The organism is Micromonospora sp. WMMD712 (assembly GCF_029581295.1).
In the GTDB taxonomy this organism is placed as follows: domain Bacteria; phylum Actinomycetota; class Actinomycetes; order Mycobacteriales; family Micromonosporaceae; genus Micromonospora; species Micromonospora carbonacea.
Genome location: NZ_CP120743.1, coordinates 2,634,578 through 2,658,672, shown reverse-complemented (window position 1 = coordinate 2,658,672; position 24,095 = coordinate 2,634,578). Strand labels below are relative to the sequence as shown.

General features: G+C 74.8%; 24 protein-coding genes. 13 read left to right on the top strand and 11 right to left on the bottom strand.

Features of this window, described 5'->3' with window-relative positions:
* The first annotated feature begins 235 nt into the window (after positions 1–235).
* The 8 genes from O7633_RS11150 to O7633_RS11115 all read left to right on the top strand — a co-directional run bounded on the left by O7633_RS11150 (position 236) and on the right by O7633_RS11115 (position 10,023).
* Positions 236–1,399 (top strand): ROK family protein, encoded by a 1,164-nt coding sequence (locus tag O7633_RS11150; RefSeq protein ID WP_278128540.1) that lies wholly within the window; start codon positions 236–238, stop codon positions 1,397–1,399.
* 61 nt (positions 1,400–1,460) lie between these two features.
* Entirely contained in the window at positions 1,461–2,507 is a 1,047-nt protein-coding gene (locus O7633_RS11145) for an extracellular solute-binding protein (protein ID WP_282327704.1), read from the top strand.
* 151 nt (positions 2,508–2,658) lie between these two features.
* Positions 2,659–3,732, top strand: a complete 1,074-nt coding sequence (locus tag O7633_RS11140; protein ID WP_282327703.1) for an ABC transporter ATP-binding protein — start codon at positions 2,659–2,661, stop codon at positions 3,730–3,732.
* Complete coding sequence (locus O7633_RS11135; protein ID WP_282327702.1) at positions 3,729–5,522, top strand: iron ABC transporter permease; 1,794 nt, start codon at positions 3,729–3,731, stop codon at positions 5,520–5,522. The genes O7633_RS11140 and O7633_RS11135 overlap by 4 nt, the downstream gene beginning before the upstream one ends.
* Positions 5,519–6,451 (top strand): creatininase family protein, encoded by a 933-nt coding sequence (locus O7633_RS11130; RefSeq protein WP_282327701.1) that lies wholly within the window; start codon positions 5,519–5,521, stop codon positions 6,449–6,451. Before O7633_RS11135 ends, O7633_RS11130 begins: the two co-directional genes overlap by 4 nt.
* Positions 6,448–7,410 (top strand): amidohydrolase family protein, encoded by a 963-nt coding sequence (locus O7633_RS11125; protein WP_282327700.1) that lies wholly within the window; start codon positions 6,448–6,450, stop codon positions 7,408–7,410. Before O7633_RS11130 ends, O7633_RS11125 begins: the two co-directional genes overlap by 4 nt.
* Before the next feature lie 74 nt (positions 7,411–7,484).
* Entirely contained in the window at positions 7,485–8,942 is a 1,458-nt protein-coding gene (locus tag O7633_RS11120) for a lyase family protein (RefSeq protein ID WP_282327699.1), read from the top strand.
* A gap of 34 nt (positions 8,943–8,976) precedes the next feature.
* The gene (locus O7633_RS11115) at positions 8,977–10,023 is read left to right on the top strand and encodes an ROK family protein (RefSeq protein ID WP_282327698.1); all 1,047 of its coding nucleotides are present in this window, start codon (positions 8,977–8,979) and stop codon (positions 10,021–10,023) included.
* Here O7633_RS11115 and O7633_RS11110 read toward each other — a convergent pair.
* The 3 genes from O7633_RS11110 to O7633_RS11100 form a co-directional block, all read right to left on the bottom strand.
* Positions 10,016–10,642, bottom strand: coding sequence for a lipoprotein (locus O7633_RS11110; protein ID WP_282327697.1), 627 nt, complete (start codon positions 10,640–10,642; stop codon positions 10,016–10,018). The genes O7633_RS11115 and O7633_RS11110 overlap by 8 nt on opposite strands.
* Positions 10,643–10,957: 315 nt before the next feature.
* The gene (locus O7633_RS11105; RefSeq protein ID WP_074474688.1) at positions 10,958–11,674 is read right to left on the bottom strand and encodes a class I SAM-dependent methyltransferase; all 717 of its coding nucleotides are present in this window, start codon (positions 11,672–11,674) and stop codon (positions 10,958–10,960) included.
* 441 nt (positions 11,675–12,115) lie between these two features.
* Positions 12,116–12,391: a hypothetical protein gene (locus O7633_RS11100; protein ID WP_282327696.1), complete on the bottom strand. Its 276-nt coding sequence runs from the start codon at positions 12,389–12,391 to the stop codon at positions 12,116–12,118.
* Between the two features lie 204 nt (positions 12,392–12,595).
* Between O7633_RS11100 and O7633_RS11095 the strand changes: the two genes are divergently transcribed.
* The 3 genes from O7633_RS11095 to O7633_RS11085 all read left to right on the top strand — a co-directional run bounded on the left by O7633_RS11095 (position 12,596) and on the right by O7633_RS11085 (position 13,916).
* Entirely contained in the window at positions 12,596–13,369 is a 774-nt protein-coding gene (locus O7633_RS11095) for a helix-turn-helix transcriptional regulator (protein WP_282327695.1), read from the top strand.
* Complete coding sequence (locus O7633_RS11090; RefSeq protein WP_282327694.1) at positions 13,366–13,557, top strand: DUF397 domain-containing protein; 192 nt, start codon at positions 13,366–13,368, stop codon at positions 13,555–13,557. The genes O7633_RS11095 and O7633_RS11090 overlap by 4 nt, the downstream gene beginning before the upstream one ends.
* Before the next feature lie 140 nt (positions 13,558–13,697).
* Entirely contained in the window at positions 13,698–13,916 is a 219-nt protein-coding gene (locus tag O7633_RS11085; protein WP_043969263.1) for a hypothetical protein, read from the top strand.
* A 77-nt stretch (positions 13,917–13,993) separates the two neighbouring features.
* Here O7633_RS11085 and O7633_RS11080 read toward each other — a convergent pair whose 3' ends face one another.
* The 8 genes from O7633_RS11080 to O7633_RS11045 all read right to left on the bottom strand — a co-directional run bounded on the left by O7633_RS11080 (position 13,994) and on the right by O7633_RS11045 (position 22,813).
* Complete coding sequence (locus tag O7633_RS11080; protein ID WP_282327693.1) at positions 13,994–15,562, bottom strand: amidohydrolase family protein; 1,569 nt, start codon at positions 15,560–15,562, stop codon at positions 13,994–13,996.
* A 208-nt stretch (positions 15,563–15,770) separates the two neighbouring features.
* Positions 15,771–16,997, bottom strand: a complete 1,227-nt coding sequence (fabF, locus tag O7633_RS11075) for a beta-ketoacyl-ACP synthase II (protein WP_178065997.1) — start codon at positions 16,995–16,997, stop codon at positions 15,771–15,773.
* A 1-nt stretch (position 16,998) separates the two neighbouring features.
* Complete coding sequence (locus tag O7633_RS11070; RefSeq protein WP_074474691.1) at positions 16,999–17,238, bottom strand: acyl carrier protein; 240 nt, start codon at positions 17,236–17,238, stop codon at positions 16,999–17,001.
* A gap of 86 nt (positions 17,239–17,324) precedes the next feature.
* Entirely contained in the window at positions 17,325–18,269 is a 945-nt protein-coding gene (locus tag O7633_RS11065; protein ID WP_043966966.1) for a beta-ketoacyl-ACP synthase III, read from the bottom strand.
* Positions 18,266–19,432, bottom strand: coding sequence for an acyltransferase domain-containing protein (locus O7633_RS11060; RefSeq protein ID WP_282327689.1), 1,167 nt, complete (start codon positions 19,430–19,432; stop codon positions 18,266–18,268). The genes O7633_RS11065 and O7633_RS11060 overlap by 4 nt, the downstream gene beginning before the upstream one ends.
* Positions 19,433–19,533: 101 nt before the next feature.
* Positions 19,534–20,769: a helix-turn-helix domain-containing protein gene (locus O7633_RS11055; protein WP_282327688.1), complete on the bottom strand. Its 1,236-nt coding sequence runs from the start codon at positions 20,767–20,769 to the stop codon at positions 19,534–19,536.
* A gap of 65 nt (positions 20,770–20,834) precedes the next feature.
* Positions 20,835–21,590: a response regulator transcription factor gene (locus tag O7633_RS11050; RefSeq protein ID WP_282327687.1), complete on the bottom strand. Its 756-nt coding sequence runs from the start codon at positions 21,588–21,590 to the stop codon at positions 20,835–20,837.
* On the bottom strand, positions 21,587–22,813 hold the full coding sequence (locus O7633_RS11045) for a histidine kinase (protein WP_282327686.1): 1,227 nt from the start codon (positions 22,811–22,813) through the stop codon (positions 21,587–21,589). Before O7633_RS11045 ends, O7633_RS11050 begins: the two co-directional genes overlap by 4 nt.
* Positions 22,814–22,994: 181 nt before the next feature.
* Here O7633_RS11045 and O7633_RS11040 point away from each other — a divergent pair, with 181 nt between their 5' ends.
* Both O7633_RS11040 and O7633_RS11035 read left to right on the top strand, forming a co-directional pair.
* A complete protein-coding gene (locus O7633_RS11040; RefSeq protein ID WP_178065993.1) occupies positions 22,995–23,534 on the top strand; it encodes a hypothetical protein in 540 nt (179 codons plus the stop codon).
* A 105-nt stretch (positions 23,535–23,639) separates the two neighbouring features.
* Positions 23,640–24,062, top strand: coding sequence for a hypothetical protein (locus tag O7633_RS11035; protein WP_282327684.1), 423 nt, complete (start codon positions 23,640–23,642; stop codon positions 24,060–24,062).
* Positions 24,063–24,095 lie beyond the last annotated feature (33 nt).

Genomic DNA, 24,095 nt, shown 5'->3' with positions numbered 1-24,095 from the left:
CCGGTGACGCTAGGGACCGGCGCGGCGGCCCGTCAATGCTTTGCAAGGTCTTTCTTCCTTTGCGGAAGAAATAAATCCAGGTCGGTCCACCTCTCCCGGCCGCCCGACCGCCGCGCGCCCGCGCTCCGACACCGGTGCCGAAGCGGGACGTTTCCCCTGTTCGTGGGGGTGCCTCGGGCGGGCCGAGACGTTTTCGTTACTTGACTCGATAGTTCGTTCGCCGTAGGAAGGAAGTGTGACTGACGTGGTGACGCCACCAACGAGCCCGGTGAGCCGGGAGCGGTCGAAGGAGATCAAGCGGTTGTCCGTGATCTCCACCGCCCGCCAGGTGCGGGTGCTCTCCCGCGCCGAGCTGACCGAGCTCACCGGTCTGAGCCCCGCCACGCTCACCCCCCTCGTGCGCGAGCTGATCGCCGAGGGCTACCTCATCGAGCGGGGGCCGGGAGCGTCCCGCGCCGGCCGCCCCCGGGCGATGCTGGAGTTCAACCCGCGCGCCGAGCTGGTCGCCGCCGTCTCCCTGGAGCCGTCCCGGCTGAGCTGCGAGATCGCCGACAGCGACGGCACGGTCGTCGCCCACCGCACCGTCCGCCTCGCCGGCGACATCATCGACACCATCTGCCGGTCGGTGCCCGAGCTGGCCGGCGACGGCCTGCCGGCGCTGCGCGGGGTCGCCATCGCCGCGCCCGGCGTCTCCTCCGGCGGGGCCGTCCGGCTCGCCCCCTCGGTCGGCCTCGTGGAGGGCCGGCCGATAGGGGAGGCGGTGCAGCGGCACCTCGGCGTGCCGGTGGTGGTCGACAACGATGTCAACCTCATGGCGGCCGGCGAGCACGCGGCCGGCGCGGGCAGCGACGTCGCCGACCTGCTGCTGCTGCACGTCGCCGACGGCATCGGCGCGGGGCTGGTGCTCGACGGCCAGGTCCGCCGGGGCGCGGGCGGGGCGGCCGGCGAGGTCGGCTTCCTGCCGCTGGACCCGGCCGACCGGGGGCACGACGGGATCGGCCCGTTCGAGGCCCGCTGGTCGGAGAACGCCGTCGCCGAGCGGATGGTGGCCCTGGCCCCCGGCCGGCGGCCCGACGCCCCGGTGGCCGCCCTGGTCGAGCTGGCGCGCGCCGACGGCCGCGCCGCCGCGTACCTCGACGAGGTGCTGACCGCGTGGTCCCGGCTTATCGTCTCCTGCGTCTGCGTCATCGACCCCGGCCGGGTGCTGCTCAGCGGCGCGGCCGCCCAGCTCGACGACCCGGCCGTCGACCGGCTCCAGGCCCTGGTCGCCGCCGCCGCGCCGAGCACCACCGAGGTACGCCGGGCCGTGCTCGGCGACCGGGCCGTGCTGCACGGCGCGGTCAGCTACGCCCTCTCCGCGGCGGCCACCGGGCTGCCCACCCTGCTTCCCACCCCCTAGCTCCGCCCCTTAGCTGCCCACCCCCTAGCTCCGCCCGACCCGAACCCCTCGGAGGTACCCCATGAGACGTCGCCTTCTCCTCGCCGGTGCGCTGGCCACAGTCCTCGCCGCAGGCACCGCCTGCGGCGGCGGTGGCGACGACGCGTCCGGCGACGCGGGCGCCGAGAAGCTCACCATCTACACGGCCCGCGACAAGAAGGTCTCCACGTTCGTGGTGGACCAGTTCACCGCCAAGTACCCCGAGTACAAGGGCAAGGTGGAGATCCTCAACCTGGGCGCGCAGGAGATCCTGGAGCGGGTCCGGGCCGAGAAGGCCAACCCGCAGGCCGACGTCTGGTGGGGCGGCACCCAGCAGGGGCTCTCCGCGGGTGCGTCCGAGGACCTGCTGACCGGCTGGCAGCCGGCGTTCGCCGCCAAGATGGACGCGAAGTACAAGGACGCCGAGGGCCGCTGGTTCGGGGAGATCCTGCTGCCCGAGGTCATCATGTACAACAACAAGGCGCTCACCCCGGAGCAGGCCCCGAAGGACTGGGACGACCTGCTGAAGCCGGAGTGGAAGGACAAGATCGTCATCCGCGACGTCGCCGCGTCCGGCACCATGCGGTCGATCTACGCGGCGATGATCATGCGGCAGTCGCCGGACGGCAGCAACCCGCAGCCCGGATACGACTGGCTGAAGAAGCTGGACGCCAACACCGGCTCGTACGCGGCCAACCCCGCCGACCTCTACCTCAAGCTCTCCCGCCAGCAGGGCGTGCTCAGCGCCTGGAACCTCCAGGACATCCTGCTCCAGGCCAACCAGTCGAACATGCCGTTCGGCTACGTGATGCCGGCCTCCGGCGCCCCGGTGCTCGTCGACGGCATCGCCGCCGTCAAGGGCGGCAACACCACCGGCGCGCAGAAGTTCATGGAGTTCCTCTTCGACGACGCGCTCCGCGCCGACCTGGCCAAGGACTACTACCAGATCCCGGCCGTGGAGATCGCCGAGAAGCCGCAGTGGCTGGCCGAGCTCAACCTCAAGCCGCTGGACGTCAGCTGGGACGTGATCGGCAAGAACGAGACCGAGTGGATCAACCACTGGAACAGCCAGATCAAGAACAAGGGCTGACCACGGCGGCACCGGGGCGGGCGCGGCGTGTGCCGGGCCCTGCCCAGCGGGGGTGAGAAGGGGACCCTTCTCTACCGCAGGCGTTAACAGGGGGCCCTTCCTTGCACAGCGGCCGCCCCGGGACCACCCAGTCACCACAGGAGAGGACGCCATGATCGATGTCACGCTGGAGTCGGTGAGCAAGCGCTTCGCGCGCGGCGGCGACACCGCCGCCGTGGCCGACGTCGACATCACCATCGCCGCCGGGGAGTTCTTCACCCTGCTCGGCCCGAGCGGCTGCGGCAAGACCACCACCCTGCGCATGGTGGCCGGGTTCTACTTCCCCACCTCCGGCCGGATCCGGTTCGGCACGGAGGACGTCACCCGGCGTCCGCCGAACAAGCGCGACACCGGCATGGTGTTCCAGAACTACGCGCTCTTCCCGCACCTGTCCGTCGCGCAGAACGTCGCGTACGGGCTGAAGATCCGCAAGGTCGGCCGCGCCGAGTCGAAGCGGCGCGTCGAGGAGGCCCTCGGCCAGGTGCACCTCGCCGGGTACGGCGACCGGCGCATCGACGAGCTCTCCGGCGGCCAGCAGCAGCGGGTGGCCCTGGCCCGCGCCCTGGTGATCCGGCCGAAGACGCTGCTGCTCGACGAGCCGCTGTCCAACCTCGACGCGAAGCTGCGCGAGGAGACCCGCACGGAGATCCGCCGCATCCAGCAGGAGGCCGGCACCACCGGCATCTACGTCACCCACGACCAGGCCGAGGCGATGGCCATGTCGGACCGGATCGCGGTCATGCAGGCGGGCCGGGTGCAGCAGATCGGCGCGCCGCAGGAGATCTACCACCGCCCGGCGACCAGCTTCGTGGCCCGGTTCATCGGGCGCAGCAACGTGCTCACCCTGCCGGTGCTGGGCGGCACGGAGCGGACCGTGACGGTGGGGCTGCCCGGCGGCGGCGAGATCGACGTGCCGGCCCCGGCCGACCACGGGCTGCGCCAGGGCGGGACCGCCCAGGTGTCGGTGCGCCCCGAGCACATCGGCCTGACCTCCACCACGGAGGCGGGCGCGCTGCCCGGCCGGATCGTCGAGCTGGAGTTCACCGGGATGGCCACCAACCTGGTGGTCGACACCGCCGGCGAGCGGATGCAGGTGGCCGCCGTCGACGTGCCGGCCGGCATCGCCGTCGGCGACCAGGTCGGGCTGCGGCTCAACCGGGACCGGATGTGGGTGGTGCGTCCGTGACCACCATCCCCGCCGCCCCGGGCCCGGCCACCGTCGCCCCGGCCACGAAGGAGCCGACGCCGCCGCCGGGACCGCGCCGCCGGCTGGCCGACCGGTTCGCCGGGGGCGCCGGCTCCCGCTGGTTCCCCTACGTGCTGGTCTTCCCGCTCGCGCTGGTGCTCTTCGGGTACGTCGTGCAGCCCATGTTCGCCACCTTCGCCGAGAGCGTCGGCGTGGACGGGGTGGAGAACTACGGCAGCTTCCTCACCGGCGACGGGGTGGCCCGGTCGTCGCTGGTCACCTCGCTGATCATCTCGGCGGCCAGCGTGCTGCTCTGCGGGATCGTCGGCGTGGCGATGGCGTTCCTGCTCAAGCGCTTCTCGTTTCCCGGCCGCAAGCTGATCGAGGCGATCATCCTGGTGCCGGCGGCCCTGCCGCCGCTGATCGGGGCGATCTCGTTCCAGCTCCTCTACAGCGAGACCGGCATCCTGCCGCGCGGCCTGCAACAGCTCTTCGGCGCGGAGAACCCGGTGCTGCCGTTCAGCGGCATCGCCGGGGTGCTGGTGGTGCACACGTTCACCATGTACCCGTACTTCTACCTCTCCGCGTCCGCCGCCCTCGGCGGGATGGACCCGTCGGTGGAGGAGGCCGCCTACAACCTGGGCGCCGGGCGGGTGCGGGTGTGGCGCACCGTGCTGCTGCCGATGCTCACCCCGGCGCTGGTGTCGGCGTCGCTGCTGGTGTTCATGACGTCGCTGGCGTCGTACACCGCCCCGCTGCTGTTCGGGGTGGACCAGACGATGACCATGCAGATCTACATCAACCGCACCAACGGCGACCTGCCGATGGCGTCGACCTACGCGTCGGTGCTCGGCGTCGTCTCGGTGCTGTTCCTGCTCGGCATGCGCTGGTACGAGGGGCGGCGCAGCTACCGCTCCCAGTCCAAGGGCGTCGCCGCCCACCGGCGGGAGATCACCAATCCGCTCGGCCGCTGGCTCGCCCTGGCCGCGTCCCTGCTGGCCACGGCCGTGCTGCTCGCGCCGGTGGCGACGATCGCCCTGGTGGCGTTCTCCCGGGACGGCTCGTGGACCACCGAGGTGATCCCGGCGCGGTACACGACGCAGAACTTCGTCACGATCTTCGCGGAGCCGAGGGCGTTCCAGCCGATCCTCAACTCGCTCAAGATGAGCCTCATCGCCACCGTCGCCTGCGTCGTGGTCGGCGTGCTCATCGCGTACGCGGTGCGCCGGCTGGACTTCCGCGGCCGGGGCCTGCTGGACGTGGCGGTCATGCTGGCCTGGGCGCTGCCCGGCACGGTGGTGGCGATCAACCTGATCTCGGCGTTCAGCACCGGCAACGCGTTCAGCTTCGGGCAGGTGCTCATCGGCACCTTCTGGATCATGCCGCTGGCGTACTTCGTGCGGTTCCTGCCGCTGGTGTTCCGCTCCAGCTCGGCCGCCCTGGCGCAGCTCGACCCGTCGCTGGAGGAGGCCGCCCGCAACCTCGGGGCGTCCTGGTGGCGGGCGTTCCGCACGGTCACCCTGCGGCTGATGCTGCCGGGCGTGCTGGCCGGCGCGCTGCTCGCCTTCGTGCACGGGGTCGGCGAGTTCGTCGCCTCGGTGCTCATCTACACCTCGGAGACCGCGCCCATCTCCGTGGAGATCAACAACCGGATGTACTCGTTCGAGGTCGGCACCGCCGCCGCGTACGGCATGCTCCAGGTGGTCCTGATCTTCGTGGTGATGGTGGTCTCCGGCCGCCTGGAGGGCGGCCGGCGCTCGACCCGGGAGGCGGCGCGATGGACGGCGTGACGACGACACCGGCCGGCGGCCACGTGGCCGAGTGGCTCGCCCACGGCGGGCTGGTCCCGGTCGCCCGGGTCCCCGGCGGGGAGCTGGCGGCGGTCGCCGCCGCGGCCGACTTCGCGGTGCTGCCGGTCGGCGCGGTCGAGTGGCACGGCCCGCACCTGCCGCTGGGCACCGACCTGATCCTCGCCGAGGGCTTCGCCGCCGAGAGCGCGCAGGCCTCCGCAGACGGCGCGGCCCCGTCCGGCGGCGGGACCCCGGACGGGGCCGCGCCCCCGGCGGCGGGCCCGCGCGGGGTGCTCTTCCCCGCCGTCGCGTACGCCGCCTGCCCCGGCCAGACCCGGCCGTGGCCCGGCACCGTGGCGATCCGCCCGGAGGTCGCCGTCGGCTACCTCGCCGACGTGATCGAGGGCATCGTGGCGGCCGGCTTCCCCCGGCTGCTGATCGTCAACGGGCACGACGCCAACATGTCCACCGTCCGGGCCGCGATGGAGTGGGTGTCCGGCCGGCGCACCGCGAGCCTGCTGCTGGTCAACTGGTTCCAGCTCGTCACCCCCGCCGAGACCACCGAGCTGTACGGGCCGCAGGTCTCCCGCGGCCACGGCGGCGCGTACGAGACGTCCGGGGTGCTCGGGTTCGACCCCGGCGCGGTCCGGCTCGGCGCGGTCGACGACCTCCCGCCGAAGCCGAAGCTGCCGGTGACCCACCCGTACGTGCTGGTGGAGTCCCGGCCCGACCCGTGGCAGGGCTGGTCCGGGCACGTGTCGCTGGCCGACGAGCCCGCCGGCCGGCGGGTGCGCGAGCTGGCCGGGACGCGGCTGCGGGAGGTCGTCGCCGCCTGGGTGGCCGCCGCCCCGCCCGCCCCGCCCACCGCCGACCCGCTGCCGGACTCGCCGCCCGGCGTCGGGCCGCTGCCTCCGGAGGGGGGATCGTGACCGTCGACCGGGGACTCGACATCGTCGACTTCCACCTGCACTTCCGCATCGCCGCCGACCCGACGATCCAGGCGTGCGAGCACGCCGCCGGGATGCACCCCGGCGGGGGGCACGAGCGGGCCGTCCGCGCCGCCGGCTCCGCCCCGTACGCGGCGAAGTGGCGGCGGGCGTGGGCCTTCGCCGACCCGGAGCCCCCGGCCCCGCGCTGGGAGGACGAGGCGGACCGGTGGGCCGAGGAGCTGCGCCGGGTGAACGTGCGGCGGGCCGTGTTCGTCACCGGCGGCGGCAACGACACCGTCGCCGACGTCGTCGACCGCCACCCCGACCTGCTGCTCGGCCTCGCCCACCACGACCCGTACTCCCCGGGGGCCGCCGCCGAGCTGGAACGCGCCGTCACCGAACGCGGCCTGCGCGGGCTGAAGCTGTTCGCCCCGCTGCTGCGCGGCCCCCTCGACCACGCCGACCTCGACCCGCTCTGGGCCACCGCCCAGCGCCTCGGCGTGCCCGTGCTGATCCACATCGGGCACTACGGCAGCGCGGGCGGGCTGAGCTTCGGCCGGCACGGCGGCCCCGACGAGCTGGCCCGGATGGCCCGGCGCTCCCCCGAGCTGGCCGTGGTGGTGCCGCACTTCGGCGTCCAGCACGTGCAGGACCTGCTCTTCGCCGCCTGGGGCTGCCCGAACATCCACGTCGACACGTCCGGCTCCAACCAGTGGGTGCGCTGGATGCCCTACAAGCTGACGCTGGAGGACCTGTTCCGGCGCTGCTACGAGACCATCGGCCCGCACCGCATTGTCTACGGCAGCGACTCGTCGTGGTTCCCGCGCGGCTACGTCACCCGCTACCTCGACGACCAGCTCCGCGTCTGCCACGAGCTGGGCCTGCCCGACGACCACCTGCGTGCGATCTTCGCCGGCAACGCCGAGCGCCTGCTCGGCCTGGACACCACGACCGGCTGACGTCCCGGGCGCGGCGAGCGGCGTCGCGCCCGGCCCGCGTTCGCGCCCGGCACCGGAAGGAAGCAGAGACCCTGATGAGCACACCCGCGCTGACCACCTACCAGCGGCACCACCTGCGGCCCACGTACGACCACCACGTCGGGCGGCTCTTCCCGGCGATGGTGCGGGCCAGCCAGGCGCACGTGGTGATGCTGACCGAGCAGGGGCTGATCCCCGCCGAGCGGGGCGCCCGGCTGCTGCGCGGGCTGGCGGAGCTGCGTGCCGACACCAGCGCCGCGCCGCCGTTCGACGGCACCTTCGAGGACACGTACTACCTGCTGGAGAAGCGGCTGGCCGCCGCGTGCGGCGTGCCGGCGTCCGAGCTGGACGTGCAGATGGCCCGCAGCCGCAACGACCTCGACGCCGGGGTGTTCCGGATCCTGCTGCGCGACCAGCTCGTCGGCGTCCTCGACCGGGTGCTCGCCACCGGGGCCACCGCCCTGGCCGCCGCCGACCGGTACGCCGAGGTGGTGATCACCGGCTACACCCACCGCCGGCCCGCCCAGCCCACCACGATCGGCCACGCCCTCGCCGGGTACGCCGAGGCCCTCGCCGGCGAGGCCGCCGCGTACGCCGACCTGATCGACGCGCTCAACGTCTCGCCGCTGGGCTCCTGCGCGTTCGCCGGCACCGACCTGGACATCGACCCGGCCCGGGTGGCCGAGCTGCTCGGCTTCGCCGGCCTGGTCGTCAACTCGTACGAGGCGGTGGCCGGCGCGGACCACCTGGTGCGGGTCGGCACGCTCAACGCGCAGGCCCTCGCCACCGGGGCGCGGCTGGCCCGCACCCTGATGGACTGGCTGAGCTGGCGCTGGGTGACCACCCCCGGCGACTTCACCCAGGGCAGCAGCATCATGCCGCAGAAACGCAACCCGGTGGTGCTGGAACACCTCGTCTCGTACGCCGGGGCCACCGCCGCCGACGCCGCGAGTGTGCTCAACAACGTCGGCGCGGCCTGGTGGGAGGACTCCAACAACGCCACCACCGACGTGCAGGTGCGGCTCTGGGAGAGCAACGACCGCACCGACCGGTTCTTCGCCCTGCTCGGCGGCTTCCTCGCCGAGATCGAGCCGCTGGAGCCCCCGTCGGCGGAGGAGATCGTCGCCTCCGGGGCCACCACGACCGCCGCCGCGGACGCGCTGACCCGGCACGGCGTGCCGTTCCGCGCGGCCCACTCGGTCGTCGGCCGGCTGGTCCGCGCCGGCGCGCCCGACACCTGGACCGCCGAGGGGGTCCGGGCGGCGGCGCAGGGCATCACCGACCGGCTCGACGACGACGCGGTCGCCGACCTGCTCGCGGCCGCCGTCCGCCCCGAGCTGGTGCTCGACCGGGCGCAGGTCGACGGCCCCGGACGGTGCGCCGTCCGCAACCAGGTGGCCGCGCTGCGCAGCCGGTTCGACACCGTCGCCGGCCGGCTCGCCGCCGTACGGGCCCGGCTCGCCACCGCCGACGAGGCGCTCGACGCCGTCGCCGCCGAACGGGCCGCCCGGTGAGCGCGCGCGCCACCACGACCGAGGGGACCGGCCCGTGAACCTGCGGCTGGACGGCCCCGCCACCCCGCCCGCCCCGCGCACCGGCGACGCGGAGGTGACCGGCGACGCGCGGGTGACCGGCGACGACGGCGTGCTGCTCGGCATCGACTTCGGCGGCACCAAGATGGCCGTCGGGGTCGCCGACGCGGCGGGCCGGCTGCTGGCCCGCGAGCGGGTGCCCACGTACGCCGAACGGGGTGCCCCGCAGGCCCTGGACCGCGCCCTGGAGTTGGCCGCGAAGCTGGTGGGGCAGGCCGGCGGGCCGCTCGCGGCGGCGGGCGTCGCCTCGCCCGGGGTGGTCCGGCCCGACGGCATCGACCTGGCCCCGAACGTGCCCGGCTGGGACCGGCTGCGGCTGGCCGACGCGGTGCGCGACCGGCTCGGCGCGCCCGTCGTCGCCGTCGACAACGACCTGAACGCCGCCGCCCTGGCCGAGCTGCGCCTCGGCGCGCTCCGCGACGCCGACCCCGGCCTGGTCGTCGGCATCGGCACCGGCGTCGCGGCGGCGCTCACCGTGCGCGGGGCCGTGCTGCCCGGCCACCACGGGGCGGCCGGCGAGATCGGGTACGCCGTGGCCGGCGGCCCCTGGCCCGGCACCATGCTGGAGCTGGACTTCTCCGGCCGGGCGCTGGACCGGCTCGCCGACGACCTCGGCGTGCCCGGGTCGGCCGCCGGGCTGGCCGCCGCCGCCGCCTCGCCCGGCCCGGCCCGGGACGCGCTGACCGCCCGCGTCGACGAGCTGGCCCGCCACCTGGTCACCTGCTGCCTGCTGGTCGACCCGCAGCGGGTGGTGCTGGTCGGCGGGGTGGCCGGCAGCGACCTGATCCGTGGTCTGCTCGTCGAGCGGCTCGCCGCCGTGCTGCCGTACCGGCCGGAGGTGGTGCTCTCCGGCTTCGCCGACGACGCCGCGCTGCTCGGCGCGGTCGTGCTGGCCCGCGAGGCGGTCCCGGTGATCCCGGGGAGCCCTGCGGCCCCTGCGGTCCCGGCGGCTCCTGCGGTCCCGGGGAACCCGGCGGTCCCGACGGCCCCGGCGGTCAGTTGACCTGGAGCGTCCGCGTCGCCAGCCGGTAGGCCGGGAACATCGCCTCGAACTCGTCGGTGTCCATCCCGCCGAGGGTCAGCAGCACCGGCCCGCCGGCCGGGGTGTCCGCCACCAGCGCCCGCTGCCGGTTCGGGCCACTGAACTCGCTGCGTTGCAGGAACGTAGCCTCCGTCAGCTCCAGCGGGCCGCCCGGCACCCGCCGGTACTCGATCTCGCTGACCCGGCCGTAGTCGGCGAGGAACCCCTCCAGCGTGGCGCGGCCGTCCCCGGTGGACCCGTCGGCCGCCCACACCCGCAGGAAGCCCACACTGCCGGCGGGCTTCGCGTCGACCTCGCAGCGCAGCCGGGCCCCGCCCAGCGTGATCGTGGCCTCCTGCGCCACCGCCTCGGGGGTCCACCCGGCCGGCAGCGAGAACGTGACCGGCAGCTCGCACGGGCTGCCCGGCGCGCCGACGGTGACGCCGGCCTCGGCGGGGGCCACCTCGTCGTACCAGGGTGGGCCCGTCACCACCGGCGACGGGCCGCCGCCCGCCGCCGCGCGCGTCCCGTCGTCGGCGCAGCCCGCCGCCGGCACCGTGCAGAGGACGGCCAGCAGGGCCGCCCCGATCCGTCGCAACACCGCTCGCACATCCCCCGTGGTCGTCCACACCGCCCGGTCCACCCCGGACGGGCCGATGGATGGTAACGGTGGGTGGTCAGGCTGGTCGGTGGCAGGGCGGTGCGCGTGACGGTGAGTCGTCGGCGGGGCCGGCGGTACGGCCACCGGGCGGCGGGGCGGTGCGGTGCGGTCAGGCGGTGGCGGTGTGGTGCGGCCTGGTGGCGTGGTGTGGTCGGCGGCCTGGCGGTGTCGGTGTGTGGTGCGGCCTGGTGGCGTGGTGTGGTGCGGTCAGGCGGTGGCGGTGGTGGTGCGGCCTGGTGGCGTGGTGTGGTGCGGTCAGGCGGTGGCGGGGCGGTGGGCGCGCAGCATCAGCGACACCCCCGGCAGCGCCCGCACCGGCAGGTGCCGCTCGGCGGTGACGACAGCCCGCAACCCCAGGTTGACCAGCGGGTTCAGCTCGTTCAGGTCGCTGCCGGTGGACGAGCGCCGCCGCCACGCCGCGACCGGGCGCAGCAGCACGTTCCAGCTCCACAGCTCGTCGACGACCAGCCCGGCCTTCTCCACCACGGCCCGTAGCGACGCCCGGTCGTAGCGGCGGACGTGGCCGACCGCTACGTCGTGTGCCGACCACAGCGCCATGTCGGCCGGCACGGCGATCAGCGCCACGCCCCCGGGCCGCAGCGTGCGGCGGATCTCGGCGGCGGCCAGGTGGTCCTCGTCGAAGTGCTCCAGGATGTCGAACGCGGTGACCAGGCCCAGGCTCGCCGACGGCAGCGGCAGATGCCGGGCGTCGGCCCGGATCACGTCGAGCCCGCGTTCCCGGGCCACCCCGGCGCCCTCCGCGCTGTATTCCAGCGCCACCGGCCGCCAGCCGTGCGCGCGCAGCACCCGCGTGTTGCCGCCGCCCGCCGCGCCGACGTCGAGCGCCCGCCCGGGGACGTGGCCGGCGGCGGCCAGCCGGCGCAGCGCCCGGGCCAGCAGGACCCGCCGCTCCCGGTACCACCAGTGGGTGTCCTCCAGAGCGGCGAGCTTGCGGATCTCGGTCGCTTCCACGGCATGCTCCTAGCGCGATCTCGGCGAACCTCACCCTAGACGAGCACCCCCGACCCCAGCACCCAACGCCCCGCCCTCCCGCCCCGCCCCCGCGGCGATCTTGCACTTTGGGCCCCGCGAATGGGTGTTTCGCCCCTTTTGCTGGGGCCGCAAGTGCAAGATCGCCGCGACTGAGGAGGCTGCCAGCCGGCCTGCGTCTCCTCGCGGGGTCACGTCCAGTCCGGCCATGATCGTCTGTCGTGCATGGAGACGACACGCCGCCGTTCGTCTCGATATTCAGCAGACGATCATCGTTGGTTTCGACACGCCGCCTGCCCTGTTGCTGCGCGTGGGTCGATCTGCGACCTCCAGCCTGCGGCCGACCCGCCTCAACTGGATCGGTCGGGGCAACGCGAGCCGCGCGTTCGCTTCCGGGCTGTGGGTGCGCCGGCCGACGCCGCCTCAACTGCGGCGGCGGGCCCAGCGTAGGAAGCGGCGGAACAGCTCGCTGGTCGGCGGCGGGTTCTCCGGGTGCAGCGCCCGCAGGTCCTCGGCGGCGTCGAACATCCGCCAGGCCAGGAACAGGCACAGCCCGACGCGGTCCCCGGCGTAGGCGGCCAGCAGGTCGTCGCGGGCCTGCGGACAGGGCCACGGGGCCAGGCACGCCCGGCACAGCCACAGCGGGCGCAGGGGCGGGTGCGGCCGGCGTCGGTCGCCGTCGCGTCGGTGCTCTGCCACGCGCCTGCCTCCTCGTCGGTGGGGGAGGGCCGCCCCGCAAGGGGGGTGCGGGGCGGCCCGCGCTGGCCCGGCCGCCGGGCATCGCCTCCACCAGCCGGACCGCGTGGTTCCACCCTGGACCGGGTCGGGCCGGACAAACAGGACCGCCGGGAGTACGGTGCACAGCGTGATCGACGTGGAACCATCAGTGAGGAGTGGTGAGGAGTGAGCGCGTATCTCGCCCTCGTGCTGAAGCACGAGCGGGGCAAGCGGGGGCTGACCCAGGACCAGGTCGCCGAGGCGGTGCACGTCTCCGGCTCGCTGATCGCGATGTTCGAGACGGGGCGGCGCGTCCCGCAGCCCGACACGGCCCGCCGGCTCGACGAGCTGCTGGGCACCGGCGACCTGATCGCCCGGATGGCCGTCGAGGCGCGCCGGGACGCCCAGCCCGGCTGGTTCCGCCCGTGGGCGGAGGTGGAACGGGAGGCCACCTCGCTGCGCTGCTTCGAGCCGATCATCATCCCGGGGCTGCTCCAGACCGAGGCGTACGCCCGCGCGGCCCTCGCCAGCGGCCTGTTCGTGCCCGAGAAGGTGGAGGAGCACGTCGCCTTCCGGCTGGAGCGGCAGGCGCTGCTCGACCGCAAGGAGCCGCCGCTGACCACGTTCGTCGTCGACGAGGCGGCGCTGCGCCGGGGCGAGCCGGCGGTGCTCAAGGAGCAGCTCCTGCACCTCGCCGAGGTGGGGCTGCGGCCCCGGGTGCTGATCCACGTCGTGCCCTGCGACGCGGGCCCCTACCTGGGCCAGTCCGGCCCGTTCACGCTCGCCGAGGCGGCCGGCGGCGAGCACCTGGCGTTCCTGGAGGACCAGTTGGAGGGGCGGGTGCTCGCCGACCCGAAGCGGGTTTCCGCGCTGGCGCGGGCGTGGGAAGCTGTGCGTGCGGTCGCCCTGCCGCGCGACCGGTCGAGAGACCTGATCCTGAAGCAGGTGAACGAGCTGTGAGCACCCACCACCCCCGCTGGCGCACCGCCACCCGCAGCAACACCAACGGCGGAAACTGCGTCGAGGTCGCCGACAACCTGCCGGGCGTCGTGCTGGTGCGCGACTCCAAGGCCCGCGACGCCGGCACCCTCACCTTCGCCCCGTCGGCCTGGCGCGCCTTCGTCGCCGACCTCCGCACCCCCGCCTGACCGCACCCGAGCCCCCTCCTCCGGCCCCTTCCTCCGGCAGTGCCCCCGGGTGCGCCGCGTGCACCGCCGCGGCGCGCCGCGTGCGCCGCCGTAGCCGAAATCGGATGCGCGGTGGCGGCGGGGGTGCGAGGGTGCCGGGCGTGGCAGAGGCACAGGGATTCGCGTACGCCGAACGGGCGGACGGCACGGTGGTGATCACGCACCACGGGCGGGTCGCCGGGACGCTGCGGGGCGGCCGGGCGGCGCAGTTCCTCGCCGAGGTCGACGACGACCCGCAGCTGGTGATGGCCAGGTGGACGGGCAACTACCGCCGGGGCAACGAACGGCAGGCGCGCCGGCACCCCCGCAACCGCCCCTAGCTCTCCCGGCTGCGCCCGGGGATCCGAAGCCGGTGCCGCCGTGCACCCGGTCACGGTCGGGTGCACGGCGGCAGCGCTCAGAACCGGGGCGGGGTGGGGCTGGTCGGGGTGAGGATGCCGCCGGCCCGCGTACGGACGGCGTGCGCCGCAGCCGCCGCGTTGCGCACGATCGTGCCGGCGTCGTGGCTGACCATCTCCCGGTTCCGTTTCACGATCCGGCCGTCGATCAGCACGGTGTCGATGTTGGCCGGGGTGGCCGACCGCACGACGGTCGACTCCAGGTCGCCGATCGGGGCGATGTTCAGGTCGTCCGCCCGGATCAGGACGATGTCGGCCCGCTTGCCGGGGGTGATCGACCCGGTCACCGCCTGTAGGCCGAGCGCCTTCGCGCCGTTGATCGTGGCCATCTCGATCGCCTGCCGGAACACCACCGGCGGCAGGTCGGCGGTGTCCGTGCCCACCCACGGGATGCCCAGGTTCCAGGCTACGTTCATCGACTCGAACATGTTGATCGGGGCGAGCGAGCTGGCGTCGAACGACAGCGAGACGGTGACCCCGGCGGCCAGCATCCGCAGCAGCTGCCCGTGGAACCCACCGGCGGTGCCGAGGCGCAGTTCGGAGTGGACGGAGAAGCTGACCGGCGCGTTCGTGCGTACCATCGCCTGCCGGTCCGCCTCGTCGAACGGCAGCGCGTGGCAGAGCAGGAAGTCCGGGCCGAGGAAGCCCATCTTCTCCAGGTCGGCGGCGTGCACCGCCGTGGTCGGTCCCTGCCCGGAGTGCACCGAGATCGGCAGCTTCCGCTTGCTGACCTCCGCCATCTCCGCCAGGAACGTCGGCAGCTGGCCGGGCCCGCGCAGGTTCACCCCGAGGTGCACCAGGCCGTCGAACGGCGACTTCTTGCCGAACCACGTGGCCGAGACCCGGTCGATGTCCGCGAAGTCGATCGGCTGGGTGGCCGGTTGGCCGTCCCGGTGACCGTACGAGTAGCGCGCCCGTACGAGGCCGTCGGCGTGGGCGTGCAGCTCCGCGTCGGCGTACTCCGGTCCGCGTACGTTGTGCGACCAGTTGTTGACGGTGGTGATGCCCGCGCTCGCGCACTCGACGAGGCCGAGCAGCACGCTGTGGTAGAAATCGTCCGGCTGATACGCGGCGACGGTTGCCGACTTCGCCGCGAAGTATTCGAATCCGGTGGAGACGAAATTGCGACCGAGGGCGCTCCACATGTGATAGTGGGTTTCGACGAAACCGGGCATCGCAATCATTTTCGACGCGTCGATGACCCGCGCGCCGCGTGCCTTCAGGTTCGGGCCGACCTGGACGATCCGCCCGTCACACACCTCGATGTCGGCCTTGGCCTGGTTGCCGATGGCCGGGTCGACGGAGACCAGCGCGGCACCCTTGATCAGGTAGTGCCCGCGTTGCGGGCGTCGGCCGGGCTTCCCGCTGGGGGCGTGCGGGCCGGGGGAGGCGGCGACGGCCGGAGCGCCGAACGCGAGCGGGGCGATGGCGGCGGCACCGGCGGCGGCGAGCAGCGCGCGGCGGCCGACCGAATGCGCGGGAACGGGCCGTCCGCAGTCGTCGACAATTGTCGCTGTGTGGTCGTCGCCGTTTTCCGGCGTCGACAGTGGATCTTTTGTGGGGGGCATGCGGGAAAGCTAGGTAGCACCGATTTCCCGCTCATTGCCGGCTGGCTAGCATCGCGTGAACCCGCTGGTCGTGACCGCATGCCGGGAAGACCGCCGCCGACCGGGACGCAGCGACGCGACCCCGCTGCCGACCGTCACCCCGGGGCGGGGCGTTAAGAAGGGCCCCCTGCTATGCGGAAAGCGTTAACAGGGGGCCCTTCCTTGCGCCTCAGGGGCGGGTGAAGACCAGTGCCACGTTGTGGCCGCCGAAGCCGAACGCGTTGTTCAGCGCGGCGGGGATCTCCAGGTGCCGTGCCTTGTGCGCGGCCACGTCCATGTCCAGCCCGGCGTCCGGGTCGTCCAGGTTGATCGTCGGCGGGACGACGCCGTCGCGGATCGACAGGATGGTGGCGATGGACTCCAGCGCGCCGGCCGCGCCGAGCAGGTGACCGGTCATCGACTTGGTGGCGGTGAGCACCGGGTGGTCGCCGAGCGCGGCGCGCAGCGCGCCGATCTCCAGCATGTCGCCGACCGGCGTCGAGGTGGCGTGCGCGTTGACGTGCACGATGTCCTCACGGGCGATGTCGGCGTCCGCGATGGCCTTCTTGATCGCGCGGATCGCGCCCTCGCCCTCCGCGTGCGGCTGCACGATGTCGTACGCGTCGGAGGTGATCCCCGCGCCGGCCAGCCGCGCGTACACCCGGGCGCCCCGGGCGGCGGCGTGTTCGGCGCGTTCCAGGACCAGCACGCCCGCGCCCTCGCCGAGGACGAAGCCGTCGCGGCCGGTGTCCCACGGGCGGGAGGCCCGCTCGGGCTCGTCGTTGCGGGTGGACATGGCCCGCATCGAGGCGAACCCGGCGATCGGCAGCGCGTGGATGACCGCCTCGGTGCCGCCGGCCACCACCACGTCGGCCCGGCCGGAGCGGATGATGTCCAGCCCGAGGGCGATGGCCTCCGCGCCGGTGGCGCAGGCGCTCGCCACCGTGTGCACGCCGGCCTTCGCGCCCAGCTCCAGCCCCACCCAGGCGGCGGGGCCGTTCGGCATCAGCATCGGGATGGTGTGCGGGGACACCCGGCGGGGGCCGGACGCCTCCAGGATGTCGTCCTGGGCGAGCAGGGTGGTGGCCCCGCCGATGCCGGAGCCGACGCTGACGGCCAGCCGCTCCCCGTCCAGCCCGGAGCCGGCGAGGCCCGCGTCCGCCCAGGCCTGCCGGGCGGCGATGATCGCGATGGCCTCGGAGCGGTCGAGCCGGCGCATCTTCACCCTGTCCAGCACCTCGGACGGGTCGACGGCGAGCTGCGCGGCGATGCGCACCGGGAGCTGCGCCGCCCACTCCTGGGTGAGCGGACCCACCCCGGAGCGGCCGGCGAGCATGGCGTCCCAGGTCGATGCGACGTCCCCGCCCAACGGGGTGGTCGCGCCGAGCCCTGTGACGACGACGTCGGAACGACTCATGTCAGGACTGCGCCTCGATGTAGCTGACGGCGTCGCCCACGGTCTTCAGGTTCTGCACCTCGTTGTCGGGGATCTTGACGCCGAACTTCTCCTCGGCGGCGACCACGACCTCCACCATCGAGAGCGAGTCGACGTCGAGGTCGTCGGTGAAGGACTTGCCCTCGGCCACGTCGTCCGGGTTCACCCCGGCGACCTCTTCGAGGATCTCGGCGAGGCCGGAGGTGATCTCGTCACGGGTCATGGTTGGTGCGTTCCTCTCCTGGGTGTGGAATCGCCGGCGGCGCGCGCCGCGCGGCGTGCGAACGGCCCCGCTGGGGGCCGGACGTCTCAGGGGCAGCGGACGACCTGACCGGCGTAGGTCAGGCCGCCGCCGAAGCCGAAGAGCAGCACCGGGGCGCCCGAGGGCACCTCCCGCCGCTCGATGAGCTTGGACAGGGCCAGCGGCACGCTCGCCGCCGAGGTGTTGCCGGACTCGACGATGTCCTTCGCGATGATCGCGTCGGGGATGCCGAGCCGCTTGGCGATGCCGTCGATGATCCGGGAGTTGGCCTGGTGCGGCACGAAAGCGGCCAGCTCGGACGGGGCGACCCCGGCCCGCTCGCAGGCCTGGAGGGCCAGCGGGGCCAGCGCGGTGGTGGCCCAGCGGAAGACCGTCTGGCCCTCCTGCTTCACGTACGGCCGCCAGCCCTCGATGCGCACGGCGTCGCTCTTGTCCGGCACCGAGCCCCAGACGACCGGGCCGACCCCGGCCGGCTCGCCCTCGGCGGTGGCGGTGACCACCGCGGCGCCGGCGCCGTCGCCGAAGATGATGCAGGTGGAGCGGTCGGTCCAGTCGGTGAAGTCGGAGAGCTTCTCCGCGCCGATGACGATCGCGTTACGCGACGCCCCGGCCCGGATGGCGTGGTCGACGGTGCCCAGCGCGTACGCGAAGCCCGAGCATGCGGTGTTGATGTCGTACGCGCCGGGCGCGGTGATGCCGAGCTTGGCGGCGACCCGGCAGGCGACGTTCGGGCTGCGGTCGATGGACGTGCAGGTGGCGACGACGACGAGGTCGATGTCGGCGGCGGTGAGGCCGGAGTTGGCCAGCGCCTTGCCGGCGGCGGCCGCCGCCATGTCGGACACCGTCTCGTCGCCGGCGATGCGGCGGCTGGCGATGCCGACGCGGTCCCTGATCCACTCGTCGTTGGTCTCGACGAACTGCGCGATGTCGTCGTTGGTGACGATCCGGGAGGGCTGGTAGTGCCCCAGGGCGAGAATCCGGCTACCTGTCATGAGTGACCCCCGATCCGGGCGAGCGGTTGACCCGGGGCGACCGGGGCGTCGTGGTGGGCGAGCCACTCGGTGAGCGGGCCGCCGTCGTGCGCGGTCACCTCGACCGGGCCCCGCCCGGTGACGACGTGGCCGATGACCTGGCCGACCTTGAGCGCCTGGCCCTCGGTCAGCCCCTGCGTGGGCTGGAAGACACCCGGCGCGGGGGCCGTCACGACCCGGAACCGGGCGGTCGGCGCGGGGCGGGCGGCCGAGCCGTGCCGGGCGATCAGGTCGCGGGCGGCGGGCAGGTCGTCCGGCGTCTTCAGGGTGACGATCTCGGGCAGCGAGTCGGCGAGCTCCCGCTTGATCAGGCCGGCCAGGGTGCCGGCCGGCGGCAGCTCGACGACCCCGGTCACGCCGAGGTCGGCCAGGGTGCGCATGCACAGGTCCCACCGCACCGGGGAGGTGACCTGGCGGACCAGCCGCTGCACCAGCTCCGGGCCGTGGTCGACGACCGTGCCGTCGAGGTTGGACAGCAGGATCCGGGCCGGGCGGGCCGGGGTGATCCCGGCGGCCACGCCGGCCAGGGCGACCTCGGCGGGGGCCATGTAGGGGGTGTGGAACGCGCCGGCCACCTTCAGCCGGACGACCCGGGCCTTCGTGGGCGGCTCGGCGACGAGCGCGTCGATGCCGGCGGTCGACCCGGCGGCGACGATCTGGCCGGCCCCGTTGCGGTTGGCCGCGTGCAGCCCGTGCCGGTCGAGGGTGGCGAGCACCTCGTCGGTGTCGCCGCCCAGCACGGCGGCCATGCCGGTCGGCTCGATCGCGCAGGCGGCGGCCATCTCGCGGCCACGCACCCCGGCGAGGGTGATCGCGGTCTCGGCCGGCAGGACCCCGGCCAACGCCGCCGCACCCAGCTCGCCGACGCTGTGCCCGGCCGTGAGGGTGACGTCGTGCAGCGGCAGGTGCTCGGCGGCGAGCAGGGCCGCGGCGACCAGCAGCGGCTGGGTCCGGGCGGTGTCCTGGATCTCCTCCGCGCCGGCCGAGGTGCCCAGGTGGATCAGGTCGACGCCGGCCAGCGCCGACCACCAGCGCAGCCGTGCCTCGGCGCCGGTCAGGTCGAGCCACGGTGTCAGGAAGCCGGGTTTCTGCGAACCCTGCCCCGGTGAGAGTACGGCGAGCACGCCTATGACTCTTCCGGATACTCGCCAGTCACGGTGTTACCGGCCGCAACCAAACCGCACTAGAACCTTTGGAGGAACCCTACAGAAATAGGTGACCGTGATCATCTCTTTGCGGGGATTTGCCGGTTTTGTGGTGTTATGGGGGGAGGTGTCACGACGGGCACCACCGGGTCGAGCCGCCCCACGGTCAGCGCCACCTGCAACGCGAACGCGTCCCGGGGGATCAGCGGCGACAGCCCCGTCACGTCGGCGATCCGCCGCAGCCGGTAGCGCACCGTGTTGGGGTGCACGAACAGGGCCCGCGCCGCGCTCTCCAACGTGCCGCCGGCCGCGAAGAAGGCGTCCAGGGTCTCCAGCAGCTCGCCGCCCGCCCGGGCCAGCGTCGCGTACACGTCGTGGCGCAGCCGGCGGCGGGCCTCGGCGTCGCCGGCGAGGGCCCGCTCGGGCAGCAGGTCACCGGCCGGCACCGGGCGCGGCGCGGTCGGCCAGGCGGGAGCCGCCCGGTAGCCGGCGAGCGCGGCGCGGGCCGAGTCCGTCGCCTCGTCGAGGCTCGGCACCGCCGGCCCGACCACCACCGGCCCCTCCCCGAACGCGGGCAGCAGCTTCCCCGTCGCCGCCATCGGGTCGGCCGCGCCGCCGAGCACGATCACCAGCCGGTCGCCGTGCACCCCGCCGATCACCTCGACGCCGACGCGCCGGGCCAGCCGGTGGACCGTGTGCAGCACCGCGGCCACCTCGCCGCCCGGGGACCGGCCCACCGCCACCGCCACCGGCGGCGCGTCCGACCAGCCCAGCGCCGCGCCCCGGCTGGCCAGCACGTCCGGGGAGTCCCCGCGCAGCAGCGCGTCGACCAGCAGGGCCTGCAACCGGGCGTCCCAGGAGCCGCGCGACTCGGCGGCCCGCGCGTAGACCCGGGCGGCGGCGAAGGCGATCTCCCGGGAGAAGCGCAGCACCGCCTCCCGCAACTGCTGCTCCTCGCCCTCGGCGGCGAGGGTGCCCACCTGCTCCTCGACCACGTCGATCGTCACCTTGATCAACGCCACGGTCTGCTGGAGGCTGATCGAGCGGGCCAGGGCCAGCGGGGCGGTCGCGAAGACCTCGTCGGAGACCTCCTGGGTGCTGTCCGCCGTGCCGCCGCCGTCGCGCAGCCACTGCACCAGCGACCGCGCGCCGGCCTGGGCCACCAGCATCACCCAGGACCGCTGGTCGGCCGGCAGCGCCCGGAACCAGGGCAGCGTCTCGTCCATCCGGGCCACGCTGGCGGTGGCCAGCGCCCCCGCCGCCCGCTCGATGCGGCGCAGCGTGGCCGACAGCTCGATCCCGCCCGGCTCGCTCACCCCACCAGCCTTGCAGAGAAGGAGGGGCCCCCTGTCAACGCCCCCGGTAGCGAGGGGTGCCCCGCTCACCCCGCCCCACCCGGCGGCGGCGCGGGCGGCCCCACCGGCGGGGTCGGCGGCGGGACGGGCGGCGGGGGCAGGGCGAGCTCCTGGGCCAGGATCGCCGCCTGTACGCGGCTGCGCAGGTCGAGCTTCGCCAGGACCCGGCTGACGTGGGTCTTCGCGGTGCTCTCCGCCATCGCCAGCCGGTCGGCGAGCTGCTGGTTGGACAGGCCCAGCCCGAGGCAGGCCAGCACGTCGCGTTCCCGCGCGGTGAGCGTGGCGACCGCGTCCCGGGTGGCGGCCGGCGGCCCCGGCGCGGTGGCGGCGAACGCGCTGATCAGCCGTCGGGTCACCGTCGGGGCGATGATCCCCTCGCCCCGGGCCACGGTGCGCACGGCGGCGACCAGGGCGTCGGCGTCGGTGTCCTTCAGCAGGAAGCCGGCCGCGCCGGCGCGCAGCGCGCCGAAGACGTACTCGTCGAGGTCGAAGGTGGTCAGCACGAGCACGTCGGCGAGCCCGCCGGCGACGATCTCCCGGGTGGCGGAGATGCCGTCGAGCCGCGGCATCCGGACGTCCAGCACGGCGACGTCGGGGCGCAGGTCGGCGCAGAGCCGCACCGCCTCCTCGCCGTCGGCGGCCTCGCCGGCCACCTCGACGCCGGGCGCGGCGGCCAGGATCAGCGCCAGCCCGGCCCGCACCGCCGGCTGGTCGTCGGCGAGCACCACCCGCACCGGGTCCGTCCCGTCCGCCGCCCGCCCGGGGCTGGTCCGGCCGGTCACGCCGGCTCCCCGGTGGGCAGCCGCGCCCGGACCCGCCACCGCCCGTCCGCCGGGCCCGCCGTGAAGCCGCCGCCCAGCAGCACCGCGCGCTCGCGCATCCCGACCAGCCCGGCGCCCGCGCCGGGCGCCGCCGCGCCGCCCGCCCGCAGCGGATTCGTCACGGCCACCACCACCTCCGTCGGCCCGTACGTCACGACCAGCTCCGCCTCGCCCGCGCCGTGCTTGAGCGCGTTGGTCAGCGACTCCTGCACGATGCGGTACGCCGCCAGGTCCACCCCCACCGGCAGCGGACGCGCCCCGCCGGTCACCTCGGTCCGCACGTCCAGCCCGGCGGAGCGCATCCGGCCCACGAGCCGGTCCAGCTCGGCGAGGCGTACCCGGGTGGCCTCCTCGACCGCCTCCCCGGCGTCGCCCGGTGCGGGCCCGTCGCCCGTCGTGGGCTCCCGCAGCAGCCCGATGAGCTGCCGCATCTCCGCCAGGCCCCGCACGCTGTTCTCCCGGATGACCCGCAGCGACGAGGCCACCTGTTCCCGGTCCAGCCCGGGGACGGAGAGCGCGGCGGTGGCGTGGATGGCCACCGCGCTGAGGTGGTTGGCGACCACGTCGTGCAGTTCCCGGGCCATCCGGGACCGCTCGGCGTGGACCGCCTCGCGCCGGTCCAGCTCGGCGAGCCGGGCGGTCTGCTCGGCCCGGGCCCGTTCCTCCGCAGCCCGCGCCCGCTCCGCCGCCGCCTGGTCCCGGTACTGCCGCACGCTGATCCCGGTCAGCACCGGCACGACGCCGACCAGCACCACCGGCACGCCCAGCGCGACCCCGCGCCAGTGGCCGAACACCAGCACCCCGCCGGCGGCGGCGAGCAGGCTCAGCGCCACGGTGACCCGCAGGAGCCAGCGCCGTAGCCGGGGCGGGCCGTACACGCAGGAGTCGTAGAGCACCTGCGTGTAGATCAGCGCGGTGCCGAGGGTGGTGCCGAGGGCGACGTCGACGCCGAGCGCCGCCGTGCCGAGGGCCAGCCCCGTGCGGGTGGCCACCCGCCGCAGGGCCACCGCCGCCGACACGGCCACCAGCGACGGCAGGAAGGCCACCGCGGGCACGCCGGGCCGCGGGGTGATCGCCAGGTGCGTGCCGAGGCCGAGCAGCGCCAGCCCGCCCGCGAGGGCCACGCCGGCCAGCGCCAGGTCCCGGCCCGGGGCGCCGGGCCGGAGCCAGGGCAGCAGTCGCATGCCCCGATCCCACCACACCCGCCGCCGCACCGGCTCCGACCAGGGCACGAGGCCGTGTCCCCCGAAGGAGGTACGCCCCGACGCGGTCCATCGTTCGGCGTACGCGGATCTCGTCGCCCGGGTCGAGGGCGGGGCGCGCGGCAGGCGGCACGCTGGAGGCCACGGACAGGGGGAGGTCGTCGTGCTGGTCGCGGTCATCGTCGGGTGCGAGATCGGGTTCTGGGTGCTGCTGGTGGCGGGGCTCGTGGCCCGCTACCCGCTGCGCCGCCCCCGCCTCGGCGCGGCCCTGCTGCTCTGCGTACCCCTGGTCGACCTGGCGCTGCTCGCGGCGGCCGCGCTGGACCTGCGGCGCGGGGCCACCGCGGACGTCACGCACGGCCTGGCCGCCGCCTACCTCGGGTTCTCGGTCGCCTTCGGCCACTCGATGATCCGCTGGGCCGACCAGCGCTTCGCCCACCGGTTCGCCGGCGGGCCGCCCCCGGTCCGGCCGCCGCGCCACGGCTGGGCCCGCGCCCGGCACGAGTGGCGGGAGTGGGCCAAGGCCCTGCTCGGCTGGGCCGTGGCCTGCGCGTTGCTCGTGGCGGGGATCGCCTTCGTCGGTGACGCCGAACGCACCCGCGCCCTGTGGGACTTCGCCCGCACGCTCACCGTCGCCCTGCTGATCTGGCTGGTCGCGTTCCCGGTCTGGGAGACGATCTTTCCGAGCCGCCCCCGCCGCTGAGGTGGGGTACGCGCCGCACGCCGCGTCCGCCCGCCCCAGTACGGTGACAGGGCACGCGGGCCAGGGACCGGCCGGCGGGCGAGGAAGAGCGTGAGGAGACCGCCGATGGCGCACGGGGAGGCCGAGCCGGGCTGCGCCCAGGGGGAGTCCGGCAGGCCGGGCCACCACGAGCCGGCGGCGAAGCATCCCCGCCGGCTCACCGGGACGCCCCATCCTGCCGAGCCGGCCTGCGGCCGGGCCGCGGAGCCGAGTTACGGCCGGGCCGCGGAGGCACCCTACGGCCGGGCCGCGGAGGCACCCTACGGCCGGGCCGCGGAGCCGACCTGCGGCCGGGGCGCCGCGCCGGCCGACGAGGACGCCCCGGTGCCGCGCCAGCGTGCCGCCGAGCCGCCCGCCGACGATGAGTCGGACCGCGCCGGGGCCTGCCGCAGCGACCTGCCGGGCTGGGCCGGCGCGCACCGGCACGGCCCGGTCCGCCCCCGGCACCGGGCCCTGCGCCGGGAACGCCCGCCGCGCCGCTGGTGCTGACGGCACGCCGCCGCTGCTGAGGACCTCGCCGCT